We start from the raw sequence: 24,471 nt of genomic DNA on the forward strand, positions 1-24,471 counted from the left end.
GCTCAGATTGCGTCGCCCGGCCCCACACGAGGCTTCGGTGCGCGCAGCTTACGGATCTGCGACGCGCGAACGAACGCGTACCAGCCGAGCTTGAATCCGCCGTCGGTGCTGTCGGGGAAGCGCTCGGCGACGCGGTTGTTGATCATGCGACCGAGCCAGATGCCTTCACCGACCATGAAGAGCATCATCACGAGCATTGCCAGCGTGACGATCTGCTGGAGCGCAGGCGTGACGAACATCGTCATGATGAGGATCAATGCGAGCGGCATGAACAGCCCGACGAGGTTGCGGCGAGCGTCGATGAAATCACGGACGTAGGCGCGAACCGGTCCCTTGTCGCGGGGGAGCAGGTACTTGTCCTCGCCGGCGAGCATGCGGGCGCGGCGGTCTGCCGACGATGCGCGACGCTCGGCGGCTTCGGCCTTGCGGTCCTCCTTGGAGCCGCGGGTCGCCTTACGGCGGGCGCGGGCTTCCTTCGCGGTCAGCGGGGCAGGGGCAACGGGGCCACGCCTCTTCGCCTCGGCGTCACGACGCTTGGGTGTGGGGCGGCCCTTGCCCACCTGCTCGATGGGCGCCTCTTCGGAGGCCGAGGATGCCTCAGTGCCCTCGACGTCACGTTTGTCGGAGTTGTCTGAGTCACCGCGGCGTAGCAATTTCACACCTCCAGGCTATTGGATAAGTGCACGGTCTGGGAAACCGACCTCGGTCTTTCTGAAAAACCCGATCGCCCGAGGCACTGAAACGCGCGAGATCGTGAAACATCGGGGTCATTCGGGACTCTTAGACTTCGGCTATGCGGGTAATAGTTGCTCCAGATTCGTTTGGTGAGACGTTGACGGCCGTCGAGGCGGCTGAGTCCATTTCTGCCGGTTGGCGACGTGGCCGACCCGAAGACGACGTCGTCACCGCGCCACAATCCGACGGTGGGCCGGGTTTCGTCGACGTCTTGGCCACGGCTGGGGGCGACATCCGGACCGCACGGGTGCCCGGGCCACTGACCGCGGGCGTCGACGCCGCGTGGCTGTTGGATTCGGACACGGCGTACCTCGAGTCCGCCGAGGCTGTCGGGCTCGGTCTGCTCGGAGGTCCGCCGACACGGGACAGCGCACTCGCCGCGCACAGTCGCGGTGTCGGAGAACTGATCGCTGTCGCGCTCGAGGCAGGCGTGAAGACGATTGTCGTCGGACTCGGTGGGAGTTGCTGCACCGACGGGGGACGTGGGCTGGTGGAGGCGCTGGGCGGCTTGGAGGCTGCAAGGGCGGCTACGGCGGGCATTGCGTTGGTCGCGGCCACCGACGTCGAACACGTACTTCTCGGCGAGCACGGTGCGGCCGCGGTGTTCGGCCCGCAAAAGGGCGCCGACGCCGATGCCGTAGCTGTCCTCGAAGCGAGAAACGCGAGATGGGCCGAACAGTTGGAGTCCGCCACCGGAAAACGAGTGTCGGATTTTCCGGGTGCCGGCGCCGCGGGTGGTATCGGTGCTGCGCTGTTCGCCCTCGGTGCACAGCGGCGATCGGGGGCCGACGTCGTTGCCGATCGCACCGGCCAGGCGGCGCTATTGGCTTCCGCTGACCTGGTGATCACGGGTGAAGGCAAGTTCGACCACCAATCTCTGCGCGGCAAACTCGTCACGACGCTTGCTTCGGCCGGGGCGGCGCACGGAGTTCCGACGCTCGTCTTTGCCGGTCAGGTGACGCTCGACGCGGCGGACTTTGCGTCCACCTCGATAGTCGCGACAAAATCGGTGACGGAGTTCGCCGGGTCGGTGGAACGTGCGATGGAGGAAGCGTCGGCGTGTCTCGAGGGACTCGCCGAACACACGGCACGGGAGTGGAACATCTGGCGCGGCGCCCGGAGCTGAGGATCCACAAGCGTCGACGCGCCGTTGCCGTGTCGGGAAGACCGGATAGGATGAAGACGAATCGCACCCGGTAAGGACTGGCGGGAATAAGTCGGCAGCGGCGTACCGTTGAAGCGTTCACGGGTTGGTACGAACATTAGGGAGAGCCCATGACTGTGCAGAACGAGACCGCCACCCACGGCGTCAAGATGACCGAGGCCGCATCCGCCAAGGCGAAGGCACTCTTCGATCAGGAGGGTCGCGACGACCTCGCGCTGCGTATCGCAGTGCAGCCCGGCGGCTGTGCCGGACTGAAGTACCAGCTGTTCTTCGACGACCGCACGCTCGACGGTGACCTCACCGTCGACTTCAACGGCGTCAACCTGGTTGTCGACCGGATGAGCGCGCCGTACGTCGAAGGTGCGTCCATCGACTTCCTCGACACCATCGAGCAGCAGGGCTTCTCGATCGACAACCCCAATGCAACAGGCTCCTGCGCCTGCGGTGACTCGTTCAACTGAGTCTGTCGATCACAACTCAATTCACAAACAACTGACGCGGAACCGACATTCGGTTTCGCGTCAGTTGTTTGTGGTGACTCGCCTCCAGACGGTTCCGATCTCACGGCTCGGGCGCCGATACCGGCGCTACGGGCGGTAACGTGAACTTTTGCTCCACTTTCATTCTTGTACTCACTTCGCTGAAAGGCCACGATCCGTGACTATTGCGGTAACCGGTTCCATCGCCACCGACCACTTGATGCGCTTCCCCGGCCGCTTCGCCGATCAGCTCCTCGCCGATCAGCTCGCCCACGTTTCGCTGAGTTTCCTGGTGGACGATCTCGTGATTCGCCGCGGTGGTGTCGGCGGCAACATCGCTTACGCCATGGGCGTGCTCGGTGGGTCCCCGCTACTCGTCGGCGCAGTCGGTGCCGACTTCGCCGAGTACCGCACGTGGCTCGAGGACAACGGCGTCGACTGCAGTGCGGTCCGTATCTCGGACAAGGCACATACGGCGCGTTTCGTGTGCACCACCGACGAGGACATGGCGCAGATCGCGTCGTTCTACCCCGGTGCGATGAGCGAGGCCCGCGAGATCGAACTCGCGGCAGTGGCCAAGACTGCGGGCGCAGTCGAACTGGTGCTGATCGGCGCCAACGACCCCGAGGCCATGGTTCGCCATACCGACGAATGCCGTCTGCTCGGAATCCCGTTCGCAGCGGATCCGTCGCAGCAGCTTGCTCGCCTGTCCGGTGACGAGGCCAAGGCGCTCATCCACGGTGCGAAGTACTTGTTCACCAACGAGTACGAGTGGGGTCTGCTTCAGCAGAAGACTGGTCTGAGCGAGGAAGAGATCCGCGCGCAGGTCGGCATCCGTGTCACCACCCTCGGCTCCAAGGGTGTGGAAATTGTTGACGCCGAAGGTAATTGGGTGCGCGTCGACGTAGTGCCCGAGACCGGCAAGGTGGATCCGACGGGCGTTGGCGACGGTTTCCGCGCCGGGTTCCTGCTCGCACACGGCGCTGGCCTGAGCTTCGAGCGCGCCGCACAGCTGGGATCTTTGGTCGCTGTGCTGATCCTCGAGACCGTGGGAACGCAGGAGTGGGTGTTCAATCGCGACGAGGCTCTCAAGCGCCTTACCGACGCTTACGGAAGTGCGGCAGCGGACGAGATCGCGACGATCCTGCCGAAGTAGGACTCCGCCCCGTGAGTGGTTGAGGAGTCCGGAGACTCCCTGACCACTCACGGGGCCGAAGGCCTAGATGTTGACCGGGTACACCGGTTCCTGGATCTGCGGCACGATGCGCTTCTCCACGAAGATCCCGTGCCAGACCATGAACGTCAGCACGGTCCACAGGCGTCGGCTGTGGTCGGACACGCCCTCGCGGTGATCGTTGAGCATCTTCACGACGGCCTGCTTGTCGAAGATGTGGTCGGTACCCGACTCCTCGATCTGCAGATGTGCCCAGTCGAAGAGTTCGGTGCCGCGCAGCCAATGGCGCAGGGGAACCGGGAATCCGAGCTTCGCACGGTGCAGAACATGGTGCGGCACAATGCCTTCCAGGGCCTGACGCAGTGCGTACTTGGTTGTGTCCTTCGTGATCTTCTGATCGAGCGGCACGCGTGACGCTACGTCGAAGACCTCGGGATCGAGGAACGGCACACGCAGTTCCAGCGAGTTGGCCATCGTCATCTTGTCGGCCTTGACGAGGATGTCGCCGCGCAGCCAGGTGAACAGGTCGAGATGCTGCATCCGGGCAACCGGATCCCAGTCCCGTGACTGCGCGTAGATCGGCGCGGTGACGTCCTGGTGAGTCCACTCGGGGCGGAAATCGCGAAGGACGGCGCGGAGCTGAGCGTCGTTGAAGCTACGAGCATTGCCGTAGTAGCGCTCCTCGAGGGTCAACGAACCGCGATTGAGCAGACTCTTGCCGCGAGTACCGTCCGGGATGCGTTCGGACAACTTGCCCGCAGCCCGACGCAATCCCTTGGGGAGGTACTCGAAAGGCCTGAGCGACAACGGCTCACGGTAAATCGTGTAACCGCCGAACAGCTCGTCGGCACCCTCGCCGGACAGCACGACCTTGACGTGCTTGCGGGCTTCCTTGGCGATGAACCACAGCGGAATCAATGCCGGATCGGCTACCGGGTCGTCGAGGTACCAGACGATCTCGGGAATGGCAGCGGCGAACTCGGCGGGGGAGACCACCTTGACGACGTGCTTCGCGCCGATCGCCGCGGCAGATTCTGCAGCGACGTCGACCTCGGAATAGCCCTCACGTTCGAAACCGGTCGTGAAGGTGATCAGGTTGGGGTTGTGGCGCATCGCCAGTGCCGCGATCGCCGTGGAGTCGATACCGCCGGACAGGAACGAACCGACGGTGACGTCGGCGCGCATGTGTTTGGCGACCGAATCCTCGAGTGCCTCGGCGATTTCCTGGTAGCGCGCCTTCTCGGTGCCAGGTGCAAAAGGCTTGGCCGGGAACTTCGGCGTGAAGTACCGCGTGAACGTGGGTTCCTCGCCCGGACGCACCCGAGCGAAGCTGCCCGACTCCAGGCGTCGGATCTCCTTGTGCAGTGTTTCCGGCTCCGGGACGTACTGCAGAACGGTGTAGTGCTCGATGGCGCGCGGATCCAGCTCGGTACCGATGCCGATCAGATCGGTGAGTTCGAGCAGGCTCTTCTTCTCACTGCCGAACGCGGTGCCGCCGGCGCCGGTAGCAATGAACAGCGGCTTGATCCCGAACGGATCGCGCGCGATGAACAGCTCGCGTGTGTCGGTGTCCCAGATCGCGAAGGCGAACATTCCGCGTAGGCGCCGGACCGCATCCTCACCCCAGTAGTGGAATGCAGCGACGATGGCCTCGGAGTCGCCCTCGGTGAAGAACTTGGCGTCGTGGTCCTTGACCAGTTCGGCGCGGATCTCCAGGTAGTTGTAGATCTCGCCGTTGAACGTGAGCGCATAACGCTCCGGGTTCTCCGGCGGGCCCCAACGCAGCGGCTGGTGGGAATGAGCGATGTCGATGATCGCCAGGCGGTTGAACCCGAAGACGAGGTGGTCGTCGTTCCACGTCCCGTGTTCGTCCGGCCCGCGGTGACGAAGGCAATGCATCGCCTGGTCGACCCGCGAGACGGCGTCCTCGCTGGTTCCGCCAGATGTCAGTAGCCCGAGCAGTCCACACACAGCGTCCGGTTCCTCGATTCAGAATTTTTGTAGAGAAGGCTCCCGGACACGAGTGTCGGGGAGAGGTCAACGAACTCTTGTCGAAAGTATGCCGCAGATCGACGTCCCTGCCGATCGCGGCGGAACGAATCGACGTGATGTGCGTCGCCGAAACGACCTGAGCCGTTCCTGAGCAGCACCTGAGAGAGCTGTGTGACGTCCGCCGCGACACGGGCGAGGACCCGAGGATGGATAGCGCCCGGCTTTGGTCTACGCTGCGTAGTAATTGGGCCTTCCCTCCGGGCATGCCCTAGTTGAATTTTGTGGCGATCAGGAAGGCGTGAACGTGGCGCAAGGTCGGATCCTTCGGCGAGCGGGGCTGGCAGTATCTCTGGGCATTGCTGCCTTGCTGCTGTCGGGTTGCTCCATCGACAACGAAGTGCTTCGTTTCGGGTGGCCTTCGGGCATTACCCCGGAGGCGACGCGCATGCGTGAGCTGTGGACGTGGTCGGTTGTAGCCGCCCTCGTCATGGGTGTGCTGGTGTGGGGACTGGTCTTCTGGGCCGTCATCTTCCACCGCAAGAAGAAGGACTCGCCGGAATTCCCGCGTCAGACGGCATACAACGTGCCTCTCGAACTCGGTTACACGGCAGTTCCCTTCGTCATCATCGCGGTTCTCTTCTACTTCACCGTCATCGTCCAGAACCATGTTCTGGACAAGACGGACAACCCTGACGTCGTCGTAGACGTCACGGCATTCCAGTGGAACTGGAAGTTCGGCTACCGCTCCATCGAGTTCGGTGACGGCAGTGCCAAGTACAACGGCATCGACGTCGAAGCCGAAGAGGCCGCCAAGGCCGAGGGCTCCACTGTCAACGATCACGGCGAAGAAGTTCCCGGCCCGATCCACGGCAACAGCACCGAGGACCTGAGCTACCTGCACTACGACAAGATCGAGACTGTCGGCTCCAGCCAGGAGATCCCGATCCTCGTTCTGCCCACCGGCAAGCGGATCCAGTTCGAACTCGCTTCCTCGGACGTCATCCACGCTTTCTGGGTGCCTGAGTTCCTGTTCAAGCGCGACGTTCTCCCGAACCCCAAGGAGAACCACTCGGACAACATCTTCCAGATCAGTGAGATCGAGAAGGAAGGCGCGTTCGTCGGGCGTTGTGCAGAAATGTGTGGCACGTTCCACGCGATGATGAACTTCGAGGTTCGTGCGGTTTCGCCCGAGGACTTCGCCAAGTACATCGAACTGCGCAAGGGTGACGCGGAGGGCAAGGGTGGTCTGACGACCGCCGAGGCCCTGCAGGCAATCGGTCAGTCGCCGGTGGCTACGTCGACCACGCCGTTCAACACCGACCGCGAGTACCGTCAGGCAACCGTCGCCACTGCAGGCAACTGAGCCGGCCAGCCTCTTCACTGAACAAGGACAAGTGCTGATATGAAGATCGAAGCCAAGCTCTTCGAGATCCTGACGATGTTCTTCATTCTCGTCGCGATCATCTACGGAGTGTTCACCGCTCTGTCACGCACAGGTATCGAGTGGGCCGGACTGACGGCCATCGTCCTGTCTGCAGGTCTGACGCTCATCGTGGGTACCTACTTCCGCTTCGTTGCCCGTCGTCTGGACACCCGTCCCGAGGACTACGACGACGCTGAAATCTCGGATGGTGCAGGAGAACTGGGCTTCTTCAGCCCGGGTAGCTTCTGGCCGATCCTGCTTGCCGCCGCCGCTGCACTCGCGGCAGTGTCGCTGGCGTACTTCCAGCCGTGGCTCATCGCAGTCGCAGTTGTCTGTGTGCTCGCCGCAGCCGCAGGCCTGGTGTTCGAGTACTACACCGGACCTGAGAAGCACTAGTTTCACCCGCACTCGAACAGAGGCGCCGCACCCACCCGGGTACGGCGCCTCTGTTGTCGTATCGATGAGTTGCGGTACGAGGGCGCCGAGTACCCAACCGCTCTTTGTCAATCGTGGAGCGAGTATTCGAGGTCGTAGCGGTGCAGACCGTCGACGACCTCGAGCTCGAGAGTGCCTGAGATGCCCTTCAGCTCGCCGGTTCCGGACCCCGGCACGATCTCGTACAGAAGCCTCTGCGTTCCGTTGATCATCTGACCGAACTGCTGAAGGGCGAACGATCCCACAGCTTCGTCGACCTGCCCGGTGACAAACTCCAAAGCGACGTAGCCCGCTTCACCGGTTGTCGGATCGCCCGCGGACAGCATGAGTCCGGTCGATGTTCCTTCGATGCCGCCGATGAACGTCTTGTCGAACTCGAAGCGCCCGACGCGTCCGGAGAGCTCAGGATCGGCGGGGCGGAGATCGATCTCGAAGGTGCCGCGTGCATGGGATGTCATGGTCCGAGTATCTCACCAGGCGGCCACGCCTCGAGGGGACTACCGAGAACGTGCAACACTCCGTAGATGATCCTCGAACATGCCGTCCTGCAGGTCGATCCGTCGCAGTCAGCGCGATTCGAGGCCGCGTTCGATGTGGCCCGAACCATCATCTCCGAGGTCCCCGGATTCATCAGGCTGCGACTCTCGCACTGCCTGGAATCGCCGGAGCGGTATCTCTTGCTCGTCGAGTGGGAAGACGTGGAGTCACACACCATCGGGTTCCGTCAGTCCACGGGATACGAGAAGTGGAGAGAACTTCTCCACCACTTCTACGAGCCGTTCCCGACGGTGGAGCACTATTCAACTGTGCTTGAGGTCTAGCCAGGCGTCGTGCCCGCTGTTGTCGGCGCTCAGACGTCGAACCGGGGGAGTGGTGACCCACTGGAGGTTGTCATGCTGAATCGATAGGAGAACGAGTGAGGCCCCGAACCGGAATCCGGTTCGGGGCCTCACTGGTCAACTGTCGTCCTTAGTGGAGTTCTCCACTGGAACCATCGGACTTGCCGTTGGTTCGGTTCTGGTAGTCCAGAAGGATCTGAAGCTGCTCGTGCTCAGCTTCGTGATGAGCGGCTTCGAGAGCCTCGCTCTCCTCGACTGGGTCAGCGGTGATCAGGCTACCGCTACCGGGCTTGCCGGCGAGGCCGAGCTTGTTCATCTTCTTCGGGACAGCAGCACCCTGGTACTCGAGCGGGATCGGGTGTCCGTGCTCGTCGACGGGGCCGAGCGGCTGGTGGATCTCGATGTACTGGCCGTTCGGCATCCGCTTGATGATGCCGGTCTCGATGCCGTGTTCGAGGACTGCACGGTCACTGCGCTGCAGGCCGATGCAGAACCGGTACGTCACGAAGTACGCGATGGGCGGAAGGATGACCATGCCGATACGGCCGATCCACGTCATTGCGTTCAGCGAGATGTGCAGGTGGTACGCGATGATGTCGTTGATGCAGGAGATCGTGAGCACCAGGTAGAACGCGATGGACATCGCACCGATAGCGGTACGGACCGGCACGTCGCGCGGGCGCTGCAGGATGTTGTGGTGAGCGTCGTCTCCGGTGAGACGCTTTTCGATCCACGGGTACGCGATCAACAGTGCGAAGACGAGGCCCATGATCAGGGCGACGGCGAACACAGCGGGGATCGTGTAGCGGCCGAACAGGTAGATCTCCCACGCCGGCCACAGTCGAGCAAGGCCGTCCGTCCACATCATGTAGATATCGGGCTGGGAACCTGCCGAGACCTGTGACGGGTTGTACGGACCGATGTTCCACACGGGGTTGATCTGGAACAGACCACCGAGCAGTGCGAGCACGCCGAAGGTCATGGCGAAGAACGCGCCACCCTTCATTGCGAAGACCGGGAGGATGCGGACGCCGACTACGTTCTGTTCCGTACGGCCGGGGCCGGGGAACTGCGTGTGCTTCTGGTACCAGACCAACGCGAGGTGGCCGGCGATCAGAGCCAGGATGATGCCCGGGAACAGCAGCACGTGAGCGACGTAGAGACGCGGGATGATGAGGTCGCCGGGGAAGTCGCCGTCGAAGATCAGCCAGTGCATCCAGGTACCGACGATCGGGATACTCATCGTGATACCACCGAAGGCGGCGCGGAGGCCGGTGCCCGAGAGCAGGTCGTCGGGGATGGTGTAACCGAAGAAGCCTTCGAACATCGCCAGGATGAGCAGCAGGCAGCCGATGACCCAGTTCGCTTCACGCGGACGACGGAATGCGCCGGTGAAGAAGATGCGAGCGAGGTGAACGATGATCGATGCCGCGAACATCAGTGCAGCCCAGTGGTGAATCTGGCGAACGAAGAGACCGCCGCGCACCTCGAAGGAGATGTTCAGGGTCGTCTCGTAGGCGCGAGACATCGTGACACCGCGAAGCGGCTGGTACGCGCCCTGGTAGACGACGTGTGCCATCGACGGATCGAAGAACAGTGTCAGGAACACACCGGAGATCAGCAGGATCACGAAGCTGTAGAGCGCGATCTCGCCGAGCATGAAGGACCAGTGCGTCGGGAAGACCTTGTTGATCTGCCGGCGCATGCCTGCGGCGAGGTGGTAGCGGGAGTCCATAGCCTCCGCTTGTCCAGCCGCTGCCGCGCTGATCTTGGACGGTTTGGTTGTTGTTGTGGTCACGGTCGACGCTCCCAAAATGCCGGGCCGAGTGCTTCGATGAAGTCACCGTCGGCGACCAGGAAGCCCTCTTCGTTCACTGTAATAGGCAACTGCGGAAGTGCGCGAGCAGCGGGACCGAAGATCGGCTTGCCGTAGGTCAGTGCGTCGAACTGCGACTGGTGGCAGGGGCACAGAATACGGTTGCTCTGCTGTTCGTAGAGCGAGGTGGGGCAACCCAGGTGGGTGCAGATCTTCGAGTACGCGAAGTAATCGCCGTAGTTGAAGCTCTCCTGGCCCTTGCGCTTGGTGACACGCGCGGTGTCTTCCGTGCGGAGGCGGATGAGCATCACCGAGTTACGAATGCCGCGCAGTGCTGCGAGCAGAGCGTGCTCGTCGCCACGGTCGGACTCGCGGAACGGGAAGACCGTTTCCATAGAACCGGCATCGAGATCTTCCGGGCGAACGAGGACGATGTCCTCGGGACGGCCGGTGTCACGACGCAGGTAGATGGTCTCGCCCGGGTAGTTCGGGGTCCAGCCGGACACCCACAGGGGTGAGTCGTCGCCCTTGGCCCACGGGTTCTTGATGAGTCCGCCGAGAGGCATGACCATCATGACGCCGAGTGCGCCACCGCCGAACATCAAGCTGCGCTTGATGGCCTTTCGGCGGGGGAGGGTGGACGTATCGAGGGTGTCGCCGAGCTCGGCGACGATCGTGCGACGATCGACCTCGGTGGATCCACCGTCGTGGCGGTCCTGGATCGAGACCTCTTCGGGGATGAACTTCTTGGTGAACTGAACGGCACCGATGCCGACGCCGAGGATCGCCAGACCCATGGTCAAGCCGATCAGCGGGGTGTACAGGCTGTACTTGCCGTAGTTCTCGTCACCGGCACCTGCATACTCCCAGGGCCAGAACAGGTAGATCGCGATGAATGCGATCGCCGAAACGCCGGCGAGGCCGAACCAGAAGGCGACGTTGCGCTCGGCGCGCTTTTCCGCCCTGGTGCCCTTTACCGACCAACGATCACGGCGGTAGACGACATCGACGCCATCGAGATTGGTACCCAGCTTGACCAGGTCGTCGCGTGACATCGCGTCGAGCTCTTCATCTGTGTACTTCTTAGGCGTATCGCCGCCATGCTGGCCAGCGTCGCTCATGACCTTGCTCCGATCCACAATGCTGCACCGACGACAGCGATGATTCCGACGGCCCACATGGCGAGACCCTCAGAGGCCGGACCGAGGCCACCGAGCCCGTACCCACCGGGGTCCTTCGACTCGCCCGACGACTTGACGTAGGCGATGATGTCCTTCTTCTCCTCGATCGTCAGCTGACGATCCGAGAACTTCGGCATGTTCTGGGGGCCGGTAACCATGGCAGCGTAGATCTGCTGCTCGCTGGCCGGATCCAGGACCGGGGCGTACTTGCCCGAGGACAGTGCGCCACCGCGGCCGGTGAAGTTGTGGCACGACGCGCAGTTGAGCCGGAAGAGCTCACTGCCGCGTCCGATGTCGCCACCGCGCAGCGAGGACTGGGCGATTTCGCCGTTCTCGTCGCGGATGAGCGTCGGGCCGCCGCCGTTGGCCTGGATGAAAGCGCCGAGGGCGTCGGTCTGCGCAGCATCGAACTTGGGGTCCTTGCGTGCAGCCTGGGCCTCGTTGCGAGCTGCGGGCATACGACCAGAGGAGACCTGGAAGTACACGGCTGCTTCGCCGACGCCGATGAGGCTGGGACCGCGGTCCTGCACGCCCTGCAAGTTCGCGCCGTGGCACGTGATGCATGACGTGTCGTAGAGCTGCTTGCCTTCACGAATCAGGGCTGCTGAATCGTCGCTGGCGGTCGCAACCTGCGGAGCTGGTGTCAACGCCGAAGCGAGGAAACCTGCGCTGATCAATCCCATCATCAATACGAGCGCGCCGGTAACGCGCCGGCGGATTTTCCGCTGGCGACGCGACTTCGCGGCATTCGCTGAGTTATCGGATGCGGGAGGGGGGGATGAACTCATCTGTATCCCTTTGGTATGTCGGGACGGAACTGGACGTCAGGGGCTGCCTGGGGCGTACAGCTGATTAACGGATGAAATAAATCGTGGCAAACAGCGCGATCCACACGATGTCGACAAAGTGCCAGTAGTACGAAACAACGATCGCGGCGGTGGCCTGGGCGGGCGTGAACTTGCTGACCCGGGTTCGTGCGATCAAGAAGACGAAGGCGATGAGACCGCCGATGACGTGCAGACCGTGGAAGCCGGTGGTCATGTAGAACACCGAGCCGTACACGCTGCTCGAAATCGTGGTGCCCTCGTGCACAAGGTGGTAGTACTCGTAACCCTGGCCGGAGACGAAGAACGCCCCCATGATCAAGGTGATGGTGTACCAGCGACGAAGTCCGAAGACGTCGCCACGCTCAGCCGCGAAGACACCCATCTGGCAGGTGAACGAAGATGCGATAAGCACCAAGGTCACCGGCACGGCCAGATACAGGTTCAATTCGGTTGGCTCCGGCGGCCAATTTCCGTTCGCCTGAGCTCGTGCCACGAAGTACATGGCAAAGAGCCCTGCGAAGAACATGAGCTCACTTGACAACCACACGATGGTGCCAACGCTGACCATATTCGGCCGGTTCAGCGAGTGCACGCGTTGGGTGATTGCCGATCCTGAAGTCCCTACTGCGCTCGTCACAGACAGAAGTATGACGCTTCGTCGTAAGAGACGACCACTCGGGTCCACCATCGGCGCGTCGCTCGGCTCGAGTTCGCGGGATCGGGCGGCGAACGCGCTGGTGGCGTGGTCGGAATATGCTGGCGCGATGGCAGCTACACACAAGAGTAGACCGTGGTTCCTGAGAATTTTCGGCACGAAGATTCCGACGCCGCTCGACGCGGGGCGGTCGGATCTGGTCGTCGTTGCCGAGGGCTTCGACGACGCCGAGGCGAGTTCGACCGCTCTCGAACGTGCCGGCTCCACCGAGCCGGAGTTTCGGGCGGAGTCCGAAGTGGTTCTGCGGCACCATCTCGACCTGCCGGACGACTCGGTTGCCGATGCCGAGAACATCGTCGCTCAGGACGGATATGTGCGAGGCGCGAGTCGGCCCGAGGACGTGACTCAGGCGGTCGAGAATTCGGTTCGCGTCATCTTCGAGCGTGTCCAAATCCTTGACGCCCTGCATTGCTCCCAGGAGCGATCACGAATGGCCGGTCTGGCGCAGCGACTCGGTGGTTCCGTCGCCGGGTGGGACGCGCTCCAGCCCCCGATTCTTGCGGAGGCGACGCCCAAACGCGGTCGCCGAAAGACCTGAGCGGCCCTATTCGGTTTCCTTGCTACCTCACTGACTAGGCTGCGAGGGTCATCGGCAGCACAAAATGGCAGCACGAAACGACAGCACGAAACGACAGCTCGAAATCCAGCCCACATGAACGACAAGGGGACCAAGGCACTATGGCCGGCACCGACGCATCCAACGCCGTGAACGTCGATTCGAGTGCAGTGGTGCGGTCGTGGCCGATGATTCTCGGTCTGCTCACGGACGGCAGTGATCTGTCGGAAGCCGACAGTCGGTGGGCGATGGGCGAGATCATGTCGGACAATGCCACTTCCGCTCAGATCGCCGCTTTCGGCGTCGGGCTGAAGATGAAGGGCGAAACCCCCGCGGAGTTGGAAGGGCTCGCCGGCGCGATGCTCGAACACTCCCGGCGCGTGCCGGTCGATTCCGACGTGGTCGACATCGTCGGCACGGGTGGCGACCGCTCCAACACGGTCAACATCTCGACGATGGCCTCGATCGTGGTTGCCGCGTCCGGTGTGCGAGTTGTCAAGCACGGCAACCGCGCTGCTTCGTCCAAGAGCGGTGGCGCAGACGTGCTCGAGGCGCTCGGCGTTCGCATCAACCTCGGCCCGGAGCAGGTTGCGAGGTGCGTCGAAGAGGTCGGCATCGGCTTTTGTTTCGCGCCGGTCTTCCATCCCGCACTGCGCTTTGCGGCGGTGCCTCGCAAGGAAATCGGCATCCCGACGGCATTCAACGTGCTCGGTCCACTGACCAATCCGGCTCGTCCGCGTGCCGGGCTGATCGGGTGCGCATTTCCGAAGCTGATCTCGGTCGTCGCGGGAGTCCTTGCGCAGCGCGGTAATTCGGCGTTGGTGGTGCGTGGAGACGACGGACTCGACGAACTGACCACATCGACGACTTCGACGGTTCACATCGTCGGCGGTGGAAGTGTGCGAACTGTCACGCTGGATCCGCGCGACCTCGGAATCGACCGCGTTCCTCTCGAAGAGTTGCGCGGAGGAGACGCCGAATTCAACGCCACCGTCGCCCGAACGCTGCTTTCCGGACAGAAGGGGCCGGTCCGGGACGCGGTCTTGCTGAACGCGGGAGCGGCCATCGCGGCGTTCAACGGTGTCGGTGACGATCTCGAGGGTGCGATCTCCGCCGGGATGACTGCAGCCGCTGCCGCGATCGACAGCGGCGCCGGCGCTGAACTGCTTCACAAGTGGGCGGCACTCACCGCCGAACTGGCCGACCAAGCCTGATCGACGAGCTACTCGCCCAGCGAGAAACCGGCCTCGACGTCTGCGCTGGAGAATGACTGGAAGGCGATGTGTGTGGCGGTTCGGAGAACGCCGGGCACCTTGTTGATTCCTCCGGTGACCACGTCGGCGATCTGGGCGTGGTCACGTACCTTCACGATGGCGATCAAGTCGACGTCACCTGCGCACGAGTAGACCTCCGTCACTCCGGACAGGTCGGCGACGGCCTGCGCGGTTTCCGGGATCCGAGCGGACTCGGCGTGAATCATGACGATGGCGTTGATCATTTCTCTCCTCGATTTCCCGGTGGGTTGTGATGACCCGGTGGTTTCGATCGAGCTTAGGGGTGCCGCTCCGTCGTTACGTCATCGATGTTCGGATTCGGTACCGGCCCGCGCGAGTCGGCACCAGGCTTCCCACTTGCCGGCGCCGCCCGCAGGTTCGACGTAGCCGGATGTCGCCGACACGATTCGGACACCGTCCGATGCGAGCCACCGTGCGATCAGGCCCAGTTCTTCGGGTGACGCGCCGCGGAACGGTGCGTCGTCCGGTAGGACGGTTTCGGCTGCCGCGGTGATGGCGTCGACGACGGGCATCGGGTGAGTTCCACGTCTGGCGAGCCCGGCGGACGCGAGACGTCCGGAACGGATCACCGACAGCTCCCAGCCGCCGTCCCCGGTGGGACGGGCGAGAATCAGTTGTTCGATCGCCGCGACTGCTGCAAGTCGCTGAGTGCGCCGCACTGCGGTAGAGACTGCGACCGTTCGGTCACGCAGACGAGCAGCATTCTCGAACAACGCGTGTTCGGACAGCTCGTCTATTCGCGCCTGCATTTGTTGGAGGGGAGCGTCGTTGGTTCCCCGGAAGAATCCACGCACAGTCTCAGGGGCGGCCGCGTAGTCCTGCGCAGTGAGTTCCGGTGCCCAGGAGGCGGGACACGCCCCCAGTTCGCGAGCGGGGCAGTCAGGGCCGTGAACGGCGCCGCGCCCGAGACGTTTGGTGCACGTGCGTAGGCGGCTGAACTCTGCGACGGTGTCGGCGACTTCTACTGCGTCGCCGCGAGAGGTGAACGGGCCGATCGAATCGGCCGTAGGCGTGCGAACCACGGACAGTCTGGGAAACGCCTCGTCGGTGAGAGTGATCCACCATCCTCTTTTGGGGAATTTGGAGCGACGGTTGTACGGGGGTGCATGCGCGCTCAGTAGTCGTAGTTCACGCACCCCTGCCTCGAGCGCATGGGCGCACTCGACATGGTCGACGCGGGTGGCGAGCGCGACCATTTCCTTCATCCTGCCGCGGGTCTCCGAACCGGTGAAGTAGTTGCGGACGCGGCGTCGAAGGTCGGTAGCAGTTCCTATATAGAGGGCTTCGTCCGAAGGGCCTCGGAAAAGGTAGACACCCGGGCTTCGCGGCAGGTTTGCGGCGAAGGACCGTTTGGCCCGCTGATGTGAGGAAATGTTGGGCAGGTAGTCGACGAGTTCGCTGTAACTGTGGACGCCTTGGTTCCCGACTCTGTCGATCAACCCGTGTAGGACGTCGACGGTCGCACGCGCGTCGTCGAGCGCGCGGTGCGTCGGTTGGGTGGTCACCTGGAAGAGATGGGCGAGTGCGGAGAGTTTGACCGAAGGCGCCTCGTCGCGGGTGAGCACGCGCCTGGCGAGCTTCACAGTGCACAGCACACGGAACGCCGGCCACGGGCGTGCGCTGCGTGACGCCGCTGCTTTCAGGAAGCCGATGTCGAAGGGCGCGTTGTGTGCCACCAGCACCGCGCCCTCGGCGAATTCGAGAAAAGCGGGTAGGACACGTTCGATGGGAGGTGCGCCGATCAGCATGGCGGTGGTGATTCCGGTCAGTTCGACGATGTACGGCGGAATCGATCGGCCGGGATCGACGAGTGTTGCCATTTCACCGAGCACTTCGCCACCGCGGATCTTGACGGCGCCGATCTCGGTGATGGAGTCCTGGTCGGCGCTTCCACCTGTGGTCTCGAGGTCGACGACGACGAACGTCGTTTCGCTCAGCGGTGTGTCCAGCTCGTCGAAGCTCAGTTGCCGCCCGACGTCGAACTTCTCCCCGTCGGAGAACGGGGACGGAGACGGAAATTCTCGGGCCGAGGCGGGACTCACACCGCAGACAGTAGAAGGACCCCCCGACACGAATTCGAGATTGCATACGCGGAACCCGGCTCACTCCGACTTCCATTGGGAAAGCAACGGATTGACCCCCGACAAAAGTACGAGAGACGAGGATCACACTTGCGGTGGGAACTCGCGAATGCGGACTCCTACCTACTTACCGGTAGGGCGATTCGTGAGGGTGTTGCTACGGCGATCAGTCGCCGAAACCGCCTGATTGATCGAAACGGGTTCTAGTTTCAAGTAATCGGCGTTGAACTGCATGGAAGATCGGATTGTCGGGTTTGGTGACCCTTGCCAGTGGGTAGGAAGCGCAGGTTTGCGGGCCAGGTGAGCCTCGCCGAACAGACCTGTTGTTATCTCTTCGTGACCCGTCCGGCGTATCGCGGGCGCGGCAGCATGATTTCCGGCGAATCGGGCGCGATTGTCACGAAGCGGTCGACATCGTCGCGATCATTTCGTAACCTTCCTGAGACCTAACGAAGTCTTGCCGGACCAAACAGGACCGGCATCGTCAGGAACCGCCTAATCGGGATCTCCGCGAGGAACCCGAACCGGGAACCCAAGTTTCCACTGGGGTGAATCCCGCCTGGGGTGCAGCACGCATGATCGCTGCGGACCACGCGGGTAGGGCTGATCTTCCCAGCCCGAACCCGTCAGCTAACTCGGTCGGCGGATGAATGGAAGAAATGGAGCACCCCTTAAGTGGCGTCACAGAGTTTCAAGCGTTCAGCGCAGTTGGCAGTAGCCGGCGCGCTCGCAGTCGGAGCATTTGCCGCAACCGCTGCACCTGCCTCGGCAGACCCCATCACCATCCCCGGCGTCGGCACCTTCGAGGTTCCGGGCGTTTCTATTCCTCAGTTGCCGGTCATCCCGGGCATCACCGACATCGCACCGGCCGCTCCGGCCGCTCCCATCTCCAGTGTTGGTGAGCAGGCAGTTCGCGCCGCAGAGAGCAAGCTGGGCTCCCCGTACGTGTACGGCGCATCGGGCCCGGACGCATTCGACTGCTCCGGTCTGGTCCAGTGGGCATACAAGCAGGCTGGTCTGAACCTGCCTCGCACGAGCTACGACCAGGCCGCAGCCGGCGTTGCCGTTTCACAGTCCGATCTTCAGGTCGGCGACGTGATCTCCTTCTACGGCGGATCGCACTCGGGCATCTACGCCGGCAACGGCAATGTCATCCACGCGTCGACCGCTGGTCAGCCCGTGAAGCTCGCACCGGTGTCCTCGATGCCGTACGACGGTGCTCGCCGTTACTGATTTCTGAACACGCTCGACGGCTGTCTCCGGTAGACGGTCGGAACGATCCGCCGCTGCAAGGCGGCGGAGCTCGGGGGAGCTCCGGATCTTCGAATGTGGGCCTCGAATCTTTGATTCGAGGCCCACATTTTCGTTTCGCGACAATTCGCCCGGTACTTCACCCCGACACGCCTACCGGCGAGTAGACACAAACGTATGCCGTTCCGTAACCTTATCGAGACATTGCGCGGCCGAGACAGGTACTGTGGATAGTTGACAGCCAGCTAACAGATCGTCGACCGGTCCCGGTCGACGTCGCTTCACCGAGACGGAGAGTTGCATTCCGTGGTTTCATCGAAAAACAACAGTCGAGTACGCGCCGCATTGGCAGTGGGAGTGCTGGCGTTCGGACTCGTCGCAGGGCCTTCGATGCAGGCCGGTGCCGACCCCGTCATCACCAACCCCACCGAGGCGCTCGACAAGCTCGGTGAACTCTCCCGGGTATCCGAGCAGACCAACGAAGCGCTGCACAACGCACAGATCGACCTCGACGCGAAGCTGGCGGTCGCGAATGATGCGGACGCGCGTTCGGCAGCCGATCAGGGTCTTCTCGACGCGGCTTCGGCACGTGTCGCCGAGTTCGCTCCGGCGGTAAACCGTATTGCCACAGCGAATTACCAGGGTGCGCGGACCAATCGCCTCTTTGCGTTGATGGTGAGCGACTCGCCGCAGCAGTTGCTCGATCAGATGTCCGCGCTGGACGTGATTTCCAACGACGCGGCAGTGCAGGTCTCACAGTTCAACCAAGCCACTGCCGAAGCGCGTGCCGCCTCGGAAGCATCGAAGCGTTCGGCCGAAGAAGCGCGGACCGCCGCCGATCAAGCCCGCGCACTCAGTGACGATTTGCAGCGCAAGCAGAGTGAACTGCAGACGCAGATCGCCGACGTGACCAAAGCTTTCCAGAGCCTCACCGACGACGAGCGTAACCAACTGAGCGGTACGCCATTCCCGCCGGACGTCGATCTCAGCAAAATTCTAGCTAACTTGACGCCTGGTTCGGGTGCTGCTGCTCTGCAGGCAGGCCTCACGCGGATCGGTGACCCGTATGTCTGGGGCGCGACCGGCCCGAACGAGTTCGACTGCTCAGGTCTGGTCGTATGGGCCTACAAGCAAATTGGGAAGACTCTGCCGCGTTCGAGCCAAGCGCAGGCGCAGGGCGGTGTACCGGTGTCGAGGGACCAACTACAGCCCGGTGACGTCGTGACTTTCTACAGCGACAACTCGCATGTCGGTATCTACGCCGGCGACGGAAACATTCTGCATGCGTCGACGTTCGGCGTACCGGTGAAGGTTCAGTCGATGGCAGGCATGGAGTTCTCCACTGCGCGTCGTTACTGACGGCTTGCTGCGCCCGAGCGGCGTGTGGCCAGCCGCCGTGAAGCGTCGAGTCGAGTTCTCCTACACTCGGCACCGTGCCGACTGAACCGATGACGACGCCCGACGTCGGCGCAGATCGACCACGCCGTTGGGAGTATCCAGCCCTCGTGGCGCTCGGCGTTGCCGTGGTGCTCGTTCTAGGGTTGACGATCTTCCTGACGAACAGGTCCGATTCCGACGAAAATGCGGCCAGTGAGCAGGACGCCGACCGCACCGCGCAGGTACAAGCATTTCTCGATGCATGGGCTGCGGCGCAGATGTCCGACGATCCGTCGGGGCTGGCGAAGTTCGTCGACAGTGCCGCGGCACCCGGTGTGCTCGAAGCGGAAGTTCGACGAGCCACCGCTGCGGGAGCGCTCGACTTTGCCGACTGGGGATACGAGATTCCCAGCGGCGGCCTGACACCGGCGCCGCGAACCGGTGCACCGGACGGAGACGTCGAGGTCTGGAATGCACAGGTTCTGTTGCGATACGCCCTCGACGGCGTTGACGCATTGCCCACTCGCAAGGCAGTGTCCATGACGCTCGCGAAACGCGGCGATCAGTGGTCGGTTCTTGCGGACGGGTCGATCGTCGGACTGGACGGAGCCCGAACGGCGGGCGAATCCTGGAACGGCCCTTGGGACTTCGGCCCGCTGGCCGTCGCCGAAAATACCGCGGGCAATGCACTCGTGATCGGTCACCCGGGTCAGCAGGCGTTCGTCGACGCTTTGGCGGCCGATGTGGACTCAGCCATCGAGAACACGACGCAGTTGTGGGGGCCGTGGTGGTCCGAGCGCGCGGTGCTCATGGTGGCGGGGTCCGCGGAGGAGTTCACCGCACTGGTCGGCTCCCATCACGACGGCGCTTCGATTGCCGCAGTGTCGGTCGCGGATGCAACGGCGGACGGGTCTTCCGACGTGAGCGGCCAGCGGGTGGTCTTCTCACCTGCCGCGGCTTCGAGGCTGACCGACATCACCAGGCGAACGGTGTTGCGCCACGAGCTCATGCACATAGCCGCCCGATCGAAAACCCGTGACGGGTCGCCGATGTGGGTGTTGGAAGGGTTCGCCGAATACGCGGGAAATCGTGGATCCTCGCGGGCCTGGGGTGAGATCGCGCCGACTCTGGCAGCAGCGGTCCGCTCCGGCGATACTCCGACAGAGTTTCCGGACGACACACAGTTCGGCGGTGTCCCGGTCGTGAGTTCACTGGCGTACGAATCGGCGTGGTCTATCAACGCGTATATCGCTGATCGATTCGGCGAGGCGAAGCTGACCGACCTCTTTCGCGCCCTCGCCTCCGGAAAGATGACGGCCGAAGACCTCGACTCGCGGATCCGAGCGGTCCTCGGCGTCGGAACCGAGGAACTGCGAGTCGGCTGGGTCGACTGGACCAACAGCCATCTGGGCTGAGCAGTTCGCGGCTGGGTCAGTTGCAGCGGCGAGGTGAGCTTCGCAAGTCTCGAAGCACTGCGTGCCCTTGTCACGACTCCAAGCACAGCGTGCCCTACGGTGGACGGATGCGCCGGACCCTCTTGGTGACCAACGATTTTCCTCCTCGCCCCGGAGGTATCCAGTCTTATCTCCACACGTTTGCCGGGCACCTGCCGGCGGACAAGTTGGTGGTGTACGCACCGCGGTGGCGGGGCGACTCGCACAAGAAGTTCGATGCGGCACAGCCTTTCGAGGTCGTTCGGCACCCGACGACACTGATGCTGCCGTCGCCCTTTGTCGCTCGTCGGGCCGCGAAGCTGGTCAAGAAGCACGACTGTGAGTCGGTGTGGTTCGGTGCGGCAGCGCCCTTGGCGTTGTTGGCGCCGGTTGTTCGACGCGCCGGAGCGAGCCGAGTGATCGCGAGTACTCACGGCCACGAGGTCGGGTGGTCGATGATTCCCGGTGCGCGGCAGTCGTTGCGTGTTATCGGCGATCACACGGATGCGGTGACGTTTGTCAGCAAATACACCCGTGGACGGTTCTCGGCGGCTTTCGGCCCGCAAGCGGCGCTCGAGCACCTTCCGTCCGGAGTGGACACGTCGGTGTTCCACCCGGACTCGGTCGCCCGCGCAGAACTGCGCAAGCGATACGGGCTGGGGGAGCGGCCCACGATCCTGTGCCTGTCGCGGCTCGTGCCACGCAAGGGGCAGGACATGCTCATCAAGGCGCTGCCGACCATTCGCAAGAGCGTCGACGGGGCGGTACTGGTGATAGTCGGCGGTGGACCGTACGAGGACCACCTCCGTCAATTGACACGTAAGACCGGGATGGACGATCACGTCGTCTTCACCGGCACGGTGCCCGCCGCAGAGTTGGCGGCTCACCACACGATTGCCGACGTGTTTGCCATGCCGTGTCGCACGCGAGGCGCGGGATTGGATGTCGAAGGACTGGGAATCGTCTACCTCGAGGCCTCGGCGACCGGCGTTCCGGTCATCGCCGGCCGCAGTGGTGGCGCTCCGGAAACCGTGCAGCAGAACAAGACCGGGCTCGTGGTCGACGGCACCTCTGTTCGCGACGTCGCCGAATCCGTGATCGAGGTGCTGTCCGATCGTGATCGAGCGGCCGCGATGGGAGCCGCCGGCCGGGCGTGGGTTGCCGAAGACTGGAAGTGGGACACGCTCGCTTCGAAGCTGCGTAATCTGCTCGGCTGAGCCACCGGGACTCGAACGCAAACGGCCCGCACCGAATTCGGTGCGGGCCGTTCGTTGCGGCTGCGAGAAGCTGCTTGCCGAAAACCTACTTGGCGTAGATCTTTTCGATGTCGGCGGCAAAGCTCTCGTGCACGACGTTGCGCTTGAGCTTCATCGTGGGCGTGAGTTCGCCTGTGTCCTCGGAGAAGTCGACCGGAAGAATGCGGAACTTCTTGATCGCCTCGGCGTGTGAGACGAGCTTGTTGGCCTCGTCGATGGCGTCCTGGATTTCACCGACCAGTTCGCCGTCCGAAACCAGGTCGGCAGCTGTGGTTCCCGCGGCCTTGTTGTTGCGCTCGTTCCAGGCGGGAAGTGCCTCGGCGTCGATGGTGATGAGAGCGCCGATGAAAGGCTTCTGGTCGCCGACCACGATGGCCTGGCTGATCAGGGGGTGTGCGCGAAGGGAATCTTCGAGCTGAGCGGGGGAGACGTTCTTGCCGCCTGCCGTGACGATGATTTCCTTCTTGCGACCGGTGATCGTGATGTAGCCGTCCTTGTCGACGGTGCCCAGGTCTCCGGTGTGGAACCAGCCGTTCTCGATCGACTCGGCGGTCGCCTTCTCGTTGCGCCAGTAGCCGGTGAAGACCACCGGTCCCGAGAGGAGGATTTCGCCGTCTTCGGCAATGCGAACGGAGTTGCCGGCCAACGGCTTTCCGACAGAGCCGACCTTCTGTGCGCCGATGGTGTTGACGGCGAACGCTGCGGTGGTCTCGGTCAGTCCGTAGCCCTCGTAGATCGTGACGCCGATACCGCGGAAGAAGTGGCCGAGTCGAGCGCCCAGGGGTGCACCACCGGAAATGGCCAGCTGGCACTGTCCACCGAGTGCAGCGCGCAGCTTCGAGTACACGAGCTTGTCGAAGAGGGCGTGCTTGGCCTTGAGAACGATGCCCGCGCCGCCCTTGTCCTGAGCCTCGCTCCACGCGACCGCGGTGTCTGCGGCCGCGTCGAAGATCTTGCCCTTGCCGTCACCGTGCGCCTTGGCGCGTGCGCTGTTGTAGACCTTCTCGAATACGCGCGGCACCGAGAGGATGAAGTCGGGCTTGAACTCGCCGAACGTCGGAACGAGGTTCGGGATGTCGCTCGTGTGTCCAAGCGCTGCACCGGCATCGAACGACGCGATGCTGACTGCGCGAGCGAGAACGTGCGCGAGCGGCAAGAACATCAGGGTGCGAACGCCGGGAGTCTTGAGCAGCGTCCCGAGGTTGGAGTCGAGGATGCCCTTCGACTCCGCAATGAGGTTGGAGTGCGTCAGCTGGCAGCCCTTGGGTCGGCCAGTGGTGCCCGAGGTGTAGATCAGGGTCGCGGGATCGGAGGCCTTCAGTGCAGCGACGCGGGCGTGGACGTCCTCGTCGGAGATGTCGGCGCCCAGTGCGGTCAATTCCTCGACGACACCCTTACCGCCCGCCGCGGCATCGATCTGGTAGACCGTGCGCAGCGCGGGTGCGGCTGCAGCGACGTCCTTCACGGTCGCGGCGTGCGTGTCGTTCTCGACGATGAGGTCGATTGCTTCTGAGTCCTCGAGAATCCAACGAACCTGCTCGGCTGCGGAGGTTTCGTAGATCGGAACCGTCACGCCACCGGCTGCCCAGATGGCGTAGTCGACGAGCGGCCATTCGAAACGCGTCGCCGACATGAGGCCGACGCGGTCGCCCTGCTTGACGCCGATCGCGATGAGGCCCTTGGCGACTGCAGTCACCTGGGCGGCGAAATCGCCTGCAGTGACATCGACCCATGCATTTCCGACTTTGCGCTTGTAGACAACCGCCGCCGGCTTCGTCTTCGCGAAGGCGAAGACCGAGTCGACCGCGGAGGCATCCTCGGGAATGGTGAACGTCTGGGGTGCGCTGAACTCAGGCACGAAATACCTCCGACACTGCGAAATACTGACGAGTAGGGTTTTCGTCTCCTACTGTAGTCGCATGTCCGACGCAGTTGTGGCCAGGCTTACAGTCTGTCCGGTATGTAGTGGTGCGACACCCCCCGACGCTTCGCCGACGCGATATGTGAAGCTACTTCGGTGAGCAGCATTCAGGTCGCAGACCAGACTTTCATCGCCGCCCCGCCCGAGCGGGTCGCCGAACTGTTGTCCTCGCGCGCGCGGTGGCGTCGCTGGTTCAGTGATCTTGCGCTCGAAGTCCGGGAAGATCGCGGTCCCGCAGGATTCCGTTGGGGAGTGTCCGGTCAGCTGGTCGGCACCATGGAGGTGTGGCTCGAACCGGTCATGGACGGGACGATCGCGCACTACTTCCTGCACTGTGAACCGGTCGGCGTATCACCGTCGGATCTGGCGAACCTCGACCTCGCCGGGATGAACCGAGAGCGTCGGGTCGACGGCAAGGTCATGTCCTTCCAGCTCAAGCGCGAACTCGAAGCGGGACGTGCCGCCGGGGTAGCACCGGACTGATAATCGAAGTAGTGCTCGTTGTGCAGGTTCTGGACTT

Annotated in this window: 23 protein-coding genes and 1 riboswitch; of the genes, 13 read left to right on the forward strand and 10 right to left on the reverse strand. The window is 63.2% G+C overall.

Annotated features, from left to right (window positions below):
* Nucleotides 1-2 precede the first annotated feature (2 nt).
* Entirely contained in the window at nucleotides 3-659 is a 657-nt protein-coding gene (locus tag AC3WQS_RS17715; protein WP_007730051.1) for a DUF3043 domain-containing protein, read from the reverse strand.
* Nucleotides 660-793: 134 nt separating this feature from the next.
* On the opposite strand from AC3WQS_RS17715, the gene AC3WQS_RS17720 reads away from it, so the two are divergent.
* The 3 genes from AC3WQS_RS17720 (at nucleotide 794) to AC3WQS_RS17730 (ending at nucleotide 3,535) form a co-directional block, all read left to right on the forward strand.
* A complete protein-coding gene (locus tag AC3WQS_RS17720; protein ID WP_047887996.1) occupies nucleotides 794-1,861 on the forward strand; it encodes a glycerate kinase family protein in 1,068 nt (355 codons plus the stop codon).
* Between the two features lie 149 nt (nucleotides 1,862-2,010).
* Nucleotides 2,011-2,361, forward strand: a complete 351-nt coding sequence (locus tag AC3WQS_RS17725; protein ID WP_007730053.1) for a HesB/IscA family protein — start codon at nucleotides 2,011-2,013, stop codon at nucleotides 2,359-2,361.
* A gap of 196 nt (nucleotides 2,362-2,557) precedes the next feature.
* Entirely contained in the window at nucleotides 2,558-3,535 is a 978-nt protein-coding gene (locus AC3WQS_RS17730) for a carbohydrate kinase family protein (RefSeq protein ID WP_003941700.1), read from the forward strand.
* Between the two features lie 63 nt (nucleotides 3,536-3,598).
* On the opposite strand, the gene asnB is transcribed toward AC3WQS_RS17730, so the two are convergent.
* Entirely contained in the window at nucleotides 3,599-5,524 is a 1,926-nt protein-coding gene (gene asnB / locus AC3WQS_RS17735) for an asparagine synthase (glutamine-hydrolyzing) (protein ID WP_492711460.1), read from the reverse strand.
* 319 nt (nucleotides 5,525-5,843) lie between these two features.
* Here asnB and ctaC point away from each other — a divergent pair, with 319 nt between their 5' ends.
* Both ctaC and AC3WQS_RS17745 read left to right on the forward strand, forming a co-directional pair.
* Nucleotides 5,844-6,908, forward strand: coding sequence for an aa3-type cytochrome oxidase subunit II (gene ctaC, locus AC3WQS_RS17740; protein WP_019748910.1), 1,065 nt, complete (start codon nucleotides 5,844-5,846; stop codon nucleotides 6,906-6,908).
* 39 nt (nucleotides 6,909-6,947) lie between these two features.
* Complete coding sequence (locus AC3WQS_RS17745; protein WP_003941723.1) at nucleotides 6,948-7,364, forward strand: cytochrome c oxidase subunit 4; 417 nt, start codon at nucleotides 6,948-6,950, stop codon at nucleotides 7,362-7,364.
* A 107-nt stretch (nucleotides 7,365-7,471) separates the two neighbouring features.
* Here the strand turns inward: AC3WQS_RS17745 and AC3WQS_RS17750 are convergent, their stop codons facing one another.
* Nucleotides 7,472-7,861 carry a DUF3224 domain-containing protein gene (locus tag AC3WQS_RS17750; protein WP_492711458.1) on the reverse strand — a complete coding sequence of 130 codons (390 nt, stop codon included), beginning with the start codon at nucleotides 7,859-7,861 and terminating at the stop codon, nucleotides 7,472-7,474.
* 66 nt (nucleotides 7,862-7,927) lie between these two features.
* Between AC3WQS_RS17750 and AC3WQS_RS17755 the strand changes: the two genes are divergently transcribed.
* The gene (locus AC3WQS_RS17755) at nucleotides 7,928-8,224 is read left to right on the forward strand and encodes an antibiotic biosynthesis monooxygenase family protein (RefSeq protein ID WP_020908105.1); all 297 of its coding nucleotides are present in this window, start codon (nucleotides 7,928-7,930) and stop codon (nucleotides 8,222-8,224) included.
* A 148-nt stretch (nucleotides 8,225-8,372) separates the two neighbouring features.
* On the opposite strand, the gene qcrB is transcribed toward AC3WQS_RS17755, so the two are convergent.
* The 4 genes from qcrB to ctaE form a co-directional block, all read right to left on the reverse strand.
* A complete protein-coding gene (gene qcrB, locus AC3WQS_RS17760; protein ID WP_044480654.1) occupies nucleotides 8,373-9,977 on the reverse strand; it encodes a cytochrome bc1 complex cytochrome b subunit in 1,605 nt (534 codons plus the stop codon).
* Nucleotides 9,978-10,036: 59 nt separating this feature from the next.
* A complete protein-coding gene (gene qcrA, locus AC3WQS_RS17765; RefSeq protein WP_020908103.1) occupies nucleotides 10,037-11,179 on the reverse strand; it encodes a cytochrome bc1 complex Rieske iron-sulfur subunit in 1,143 nt (380 codons plus the stop codon).
* Complete coding sequence (gene qcrC, locus AC3WQS_RS17770) at nucleotides 11,176-12,027, reverse strand: cytochrome bc1 complex diheme cytochrome c subunit (RefSeq protein ID WP_020908102.1); 852 nt, start codon at nucleotides 12,025-12,027, stop codon at nucleotides 11,176-11,178. Before qcrC ends, qcrA begins: the two co-directional genes overlap by 4 nt.
* A 64-nt stretch (nucleotides 12,028-12,091) precedes the next feature.
* On the reverse strand, nucleotides 12,092-12,703 hold the full coding sequence (ctaE, locus tag AC3WQS_RS17775; RefSeq protein ID WP_020908101.1) for an aa3-type cytochrome oxidase subunit III: 612 nt from the start codon (nucleotides 12,701-12,703) through the stop codon (nucleotides 12,092-12,094).
* Nucleotides 12,704-12,830: 127 nt separating this feature from the next.
* Between ctaE and AC3WQS_RS17780 the strand changes: the two genes are divergently transcribed.
* On the forward strand, nucleotides 12,831-13,319 hold the full coding sequence (locus tag AC3WQS_RS17780; protein ID WP_492711456.1) for a hypothetical protein: 489 nt from the start codon (nucleotides 12,831-12,833) through the stop codon (nucleotides 13,317-13,319).
* Nucleotides 13,320-13,459: 140 nt separating this feature from the next.
* Complete coding sequence (gene trpD / locus AC3WQS_RS17785; protein ID WP_020908099.1) at nucleotides 13,460-14,551, forward strand: anthranilate phosphoribosyltransferase; 1,092 nt, start codon at nucleotides 13,460-13,462, stop codon at nucleotides 14,549-14,551.
* A gap of 8 nt (nucleotides 14,552-14,559) precedes the next feature.
* Here trpD and AC3WQS_RS17790 read toward each other — a convergent pair whose 3' ends face one another.
* Together AC3WQS_RS17790 and AC3WQS_RS17795 are read right to left on the reverse strand one after the other, a co-directional pair.
* Nucleotides 14,560-14,835, reverse strand: coding sequence for an Lrp/AsnC family transcriptional regulator (locus AC3WQS_RS17790; protein ID WP_003941677.1), 276 nt, complete (start codon nucleotides 14,833-14,835; stop codon nucleotides 14,560-14,562).
* Between the two features lie 78 nt (nucleotides 14,836-14,913).
* Nucleotides 14,914-16,674, reverse strand: a complete 1,761-nt coding sequence (locus AC3WQS_RS17795; RefSeq protein ID WP_182261442.1) for a DEDD exonuclease domain-containing protein — start codon at nucleotides 16,672-16,674, stop codon at nucleotides 14,914-14,916.
* Between the two features lie 521 nt (nucleotides 16,675-17,195).
* A riboswitch (cyclic di-AMP (ydaO/yuaA leader) is annotated at nucleotides 17,196-17,374 on the forward strand.
* A 14-nt stretch (nucleotides 17,375-17,388) separates the two neighbouring features.
* Here AC3WQS_RS17795 and AC3WQS_RS17800 point away from each other — a divergent pair.
* From AC3WQS_RS17800 to AC3WQS_RS17815, 4 genes are all read left to right on the forward strand, one after another.
* Complete coding sequence (locus tag AC3WQS_RS17800; RefSeq protein WP_019748904.1) at nucleotides 17,389-17,946, forward strand: C40 family peptidase; 558 nt, start codon at nucleotides 17,389-17,391, stop codon at nucleotides 17,944-17,946.
* Nucleotides 17,947-18,270: 324 nt separating this feature from the next.
* The gene (locus tag AC3WQS_RS17805; protein WP_492711453.1) at nucleotides 18,271-19,323 is read left to right on the forward strand and encodes a C40 family peptidase; all 1,053 of its coding nucleotides are present in this window, start codon (nucleotides 18,271-18,273) and stop codon (nucleotides 19,321-19,323) included.
* A 74-nt stretch (nucleotides 19,324-19,397) separates the two neighbouring features.
* On the forward strand, nucleotides 19,398-20,756 hold the full coding sequence (locus AC3WQS_RS17810) for a hypothetical protein (protein ID WP_492711452.1): 1,359 nt from the start codon (nucleotides 19,398-19,400) through the stop codon (nucleotides 20,754-20,756).
* Nucleotides 20,757-20,863: 107 nt separating this feature from the next.
* Nucleotides 20,864-21,991, forward strand: a complete 1,128-nt coding sequence (locus AC3WQS_RS17815; protein WP_021334103.1) for a glycosyltransferase family 4 protein — start codon at nucleotides 20,864-20,866, stop codon at nucleotides 21,989-21,991.
* An 85-nt stretch (nucleotides 21,992-22,076) separates the two neighbouring features.
* Here AC3WQS_RS17815 and AC3WQS_RS17820 read toward each other — a convergent pair whose 3' ends face one another.
* Nucleotides 22,077-23,888: an AMP-dependent synthetase/ligase gene (locus AC3WQS_RS17820; RefSeq protein ID WP_047887999.1), complete on the reverse strand. Its 1,812-nt coding sequence runs from the start codon at nucleotides 23,886-23,888 to the stop codon at nucleotides 22,077-22,079.
* A 159-nt stretch (nucleotides 23,889-24,047) separates the two neighbouring features.
* On the opposite strand from AC3WQS_RS17820, the gene AC3WQS_RS17825 reads away from it, so the two are divergent.
* A complete protein-coding gene (locus AC3WQS_RS17825) occupies nucleotides 24,048-24,434 on the forward strand; it encodes an SRPBCC family protein (protein ID WP_047888000.1) in 387 nt (128 codons plus the stop codon).
* Nucleotides 24,435-24,471: the final 37 nt, after the last annotated feature.

The organism is Rhodococcus sp. FW305-130, assembly GCF_058788335.1.

Coding starts and splice junctions, on each gene's coding strand:
- AC3WQS_RS17720 (WP_047887996.1), top strand. CDS start 794: ATGCGGGTAATAGTTGCTCCAGATTCGTTTGGTGAGACGTTGACGGCC.
- AC3WQS_RS17725 (WP_007730053.1), top strand. CDS start 2,011: ATGACTGTGCAGAACGAGACCGCCACCCACGGCGTCAAGATGACCGAG.
- AC3WQS_RS17745 (WP_003941723.1), top strand. CDS start 6,948: ATGAAGATCGAAGCCAAGCTCTTCGAGATCCTGACGATGTTCTTCATT.
- AC3WQS_RS17750 (WP_492711458.1), bottom strand. CDS start 7,861: ATGACATCCCATGCACGCGGCACCTTCGAGATCGATCTCCGCCCCGCC.
- AC3WQS_RS17755 (WP_020908105.1), top strand. CDS start 7,928: ATGATCCTCGAACATGCCGTCCTGCAGGTCGATCCGTCGCAGTCAGCG.
- qcrB (WP_044480654.1), bottom strand. CDS start 9,977: ATGGACTCCCGCTACCACCTCGCCGCAGGCATGCGCCGGCAGATCAAC.
- qcrA (WP_020908103.1), bottom strand. CDS start 11,179: ATGAGCGACGCTGGCCAGCATGGCGGCGATACGCCTAAGAAGTACACA.
- qcrC (WP_020908102.1), bottom strand. CDS start 12,027: ATGAGTTCATCCCCCCCTCCCGCATCCGATAACTCAGCGAATGCCGCG.
- AC3WQS_RS17780 (WP_492711456.1), top strand. CDS start 12,831: ATGGCAGCTACACACAAGAGTAGACCGTGGTTCCTGAGAATTTTCGGC.
- trpD (WP_020908099.1), top strand. CDS start 13,460: ATGGCCGGCACCGACGCATCCAACGCCGTGAACGTCGATTCGAGTGCA.
- AC3WQS_RS17790 (WP_003941677.1), bottom strand. CDS start 14,835: ATGATCAACGCCATCGTCATGATTCACGCCGAGTCCGCTCGGATCCCG.
- AC3WQS_RS17815 (WP_021334103.1), top strand. CDS start 20,864: ATGCGCCGGACCCTCTTGGTGACCAACGATTTTCCTCCTCGCCCCGGA.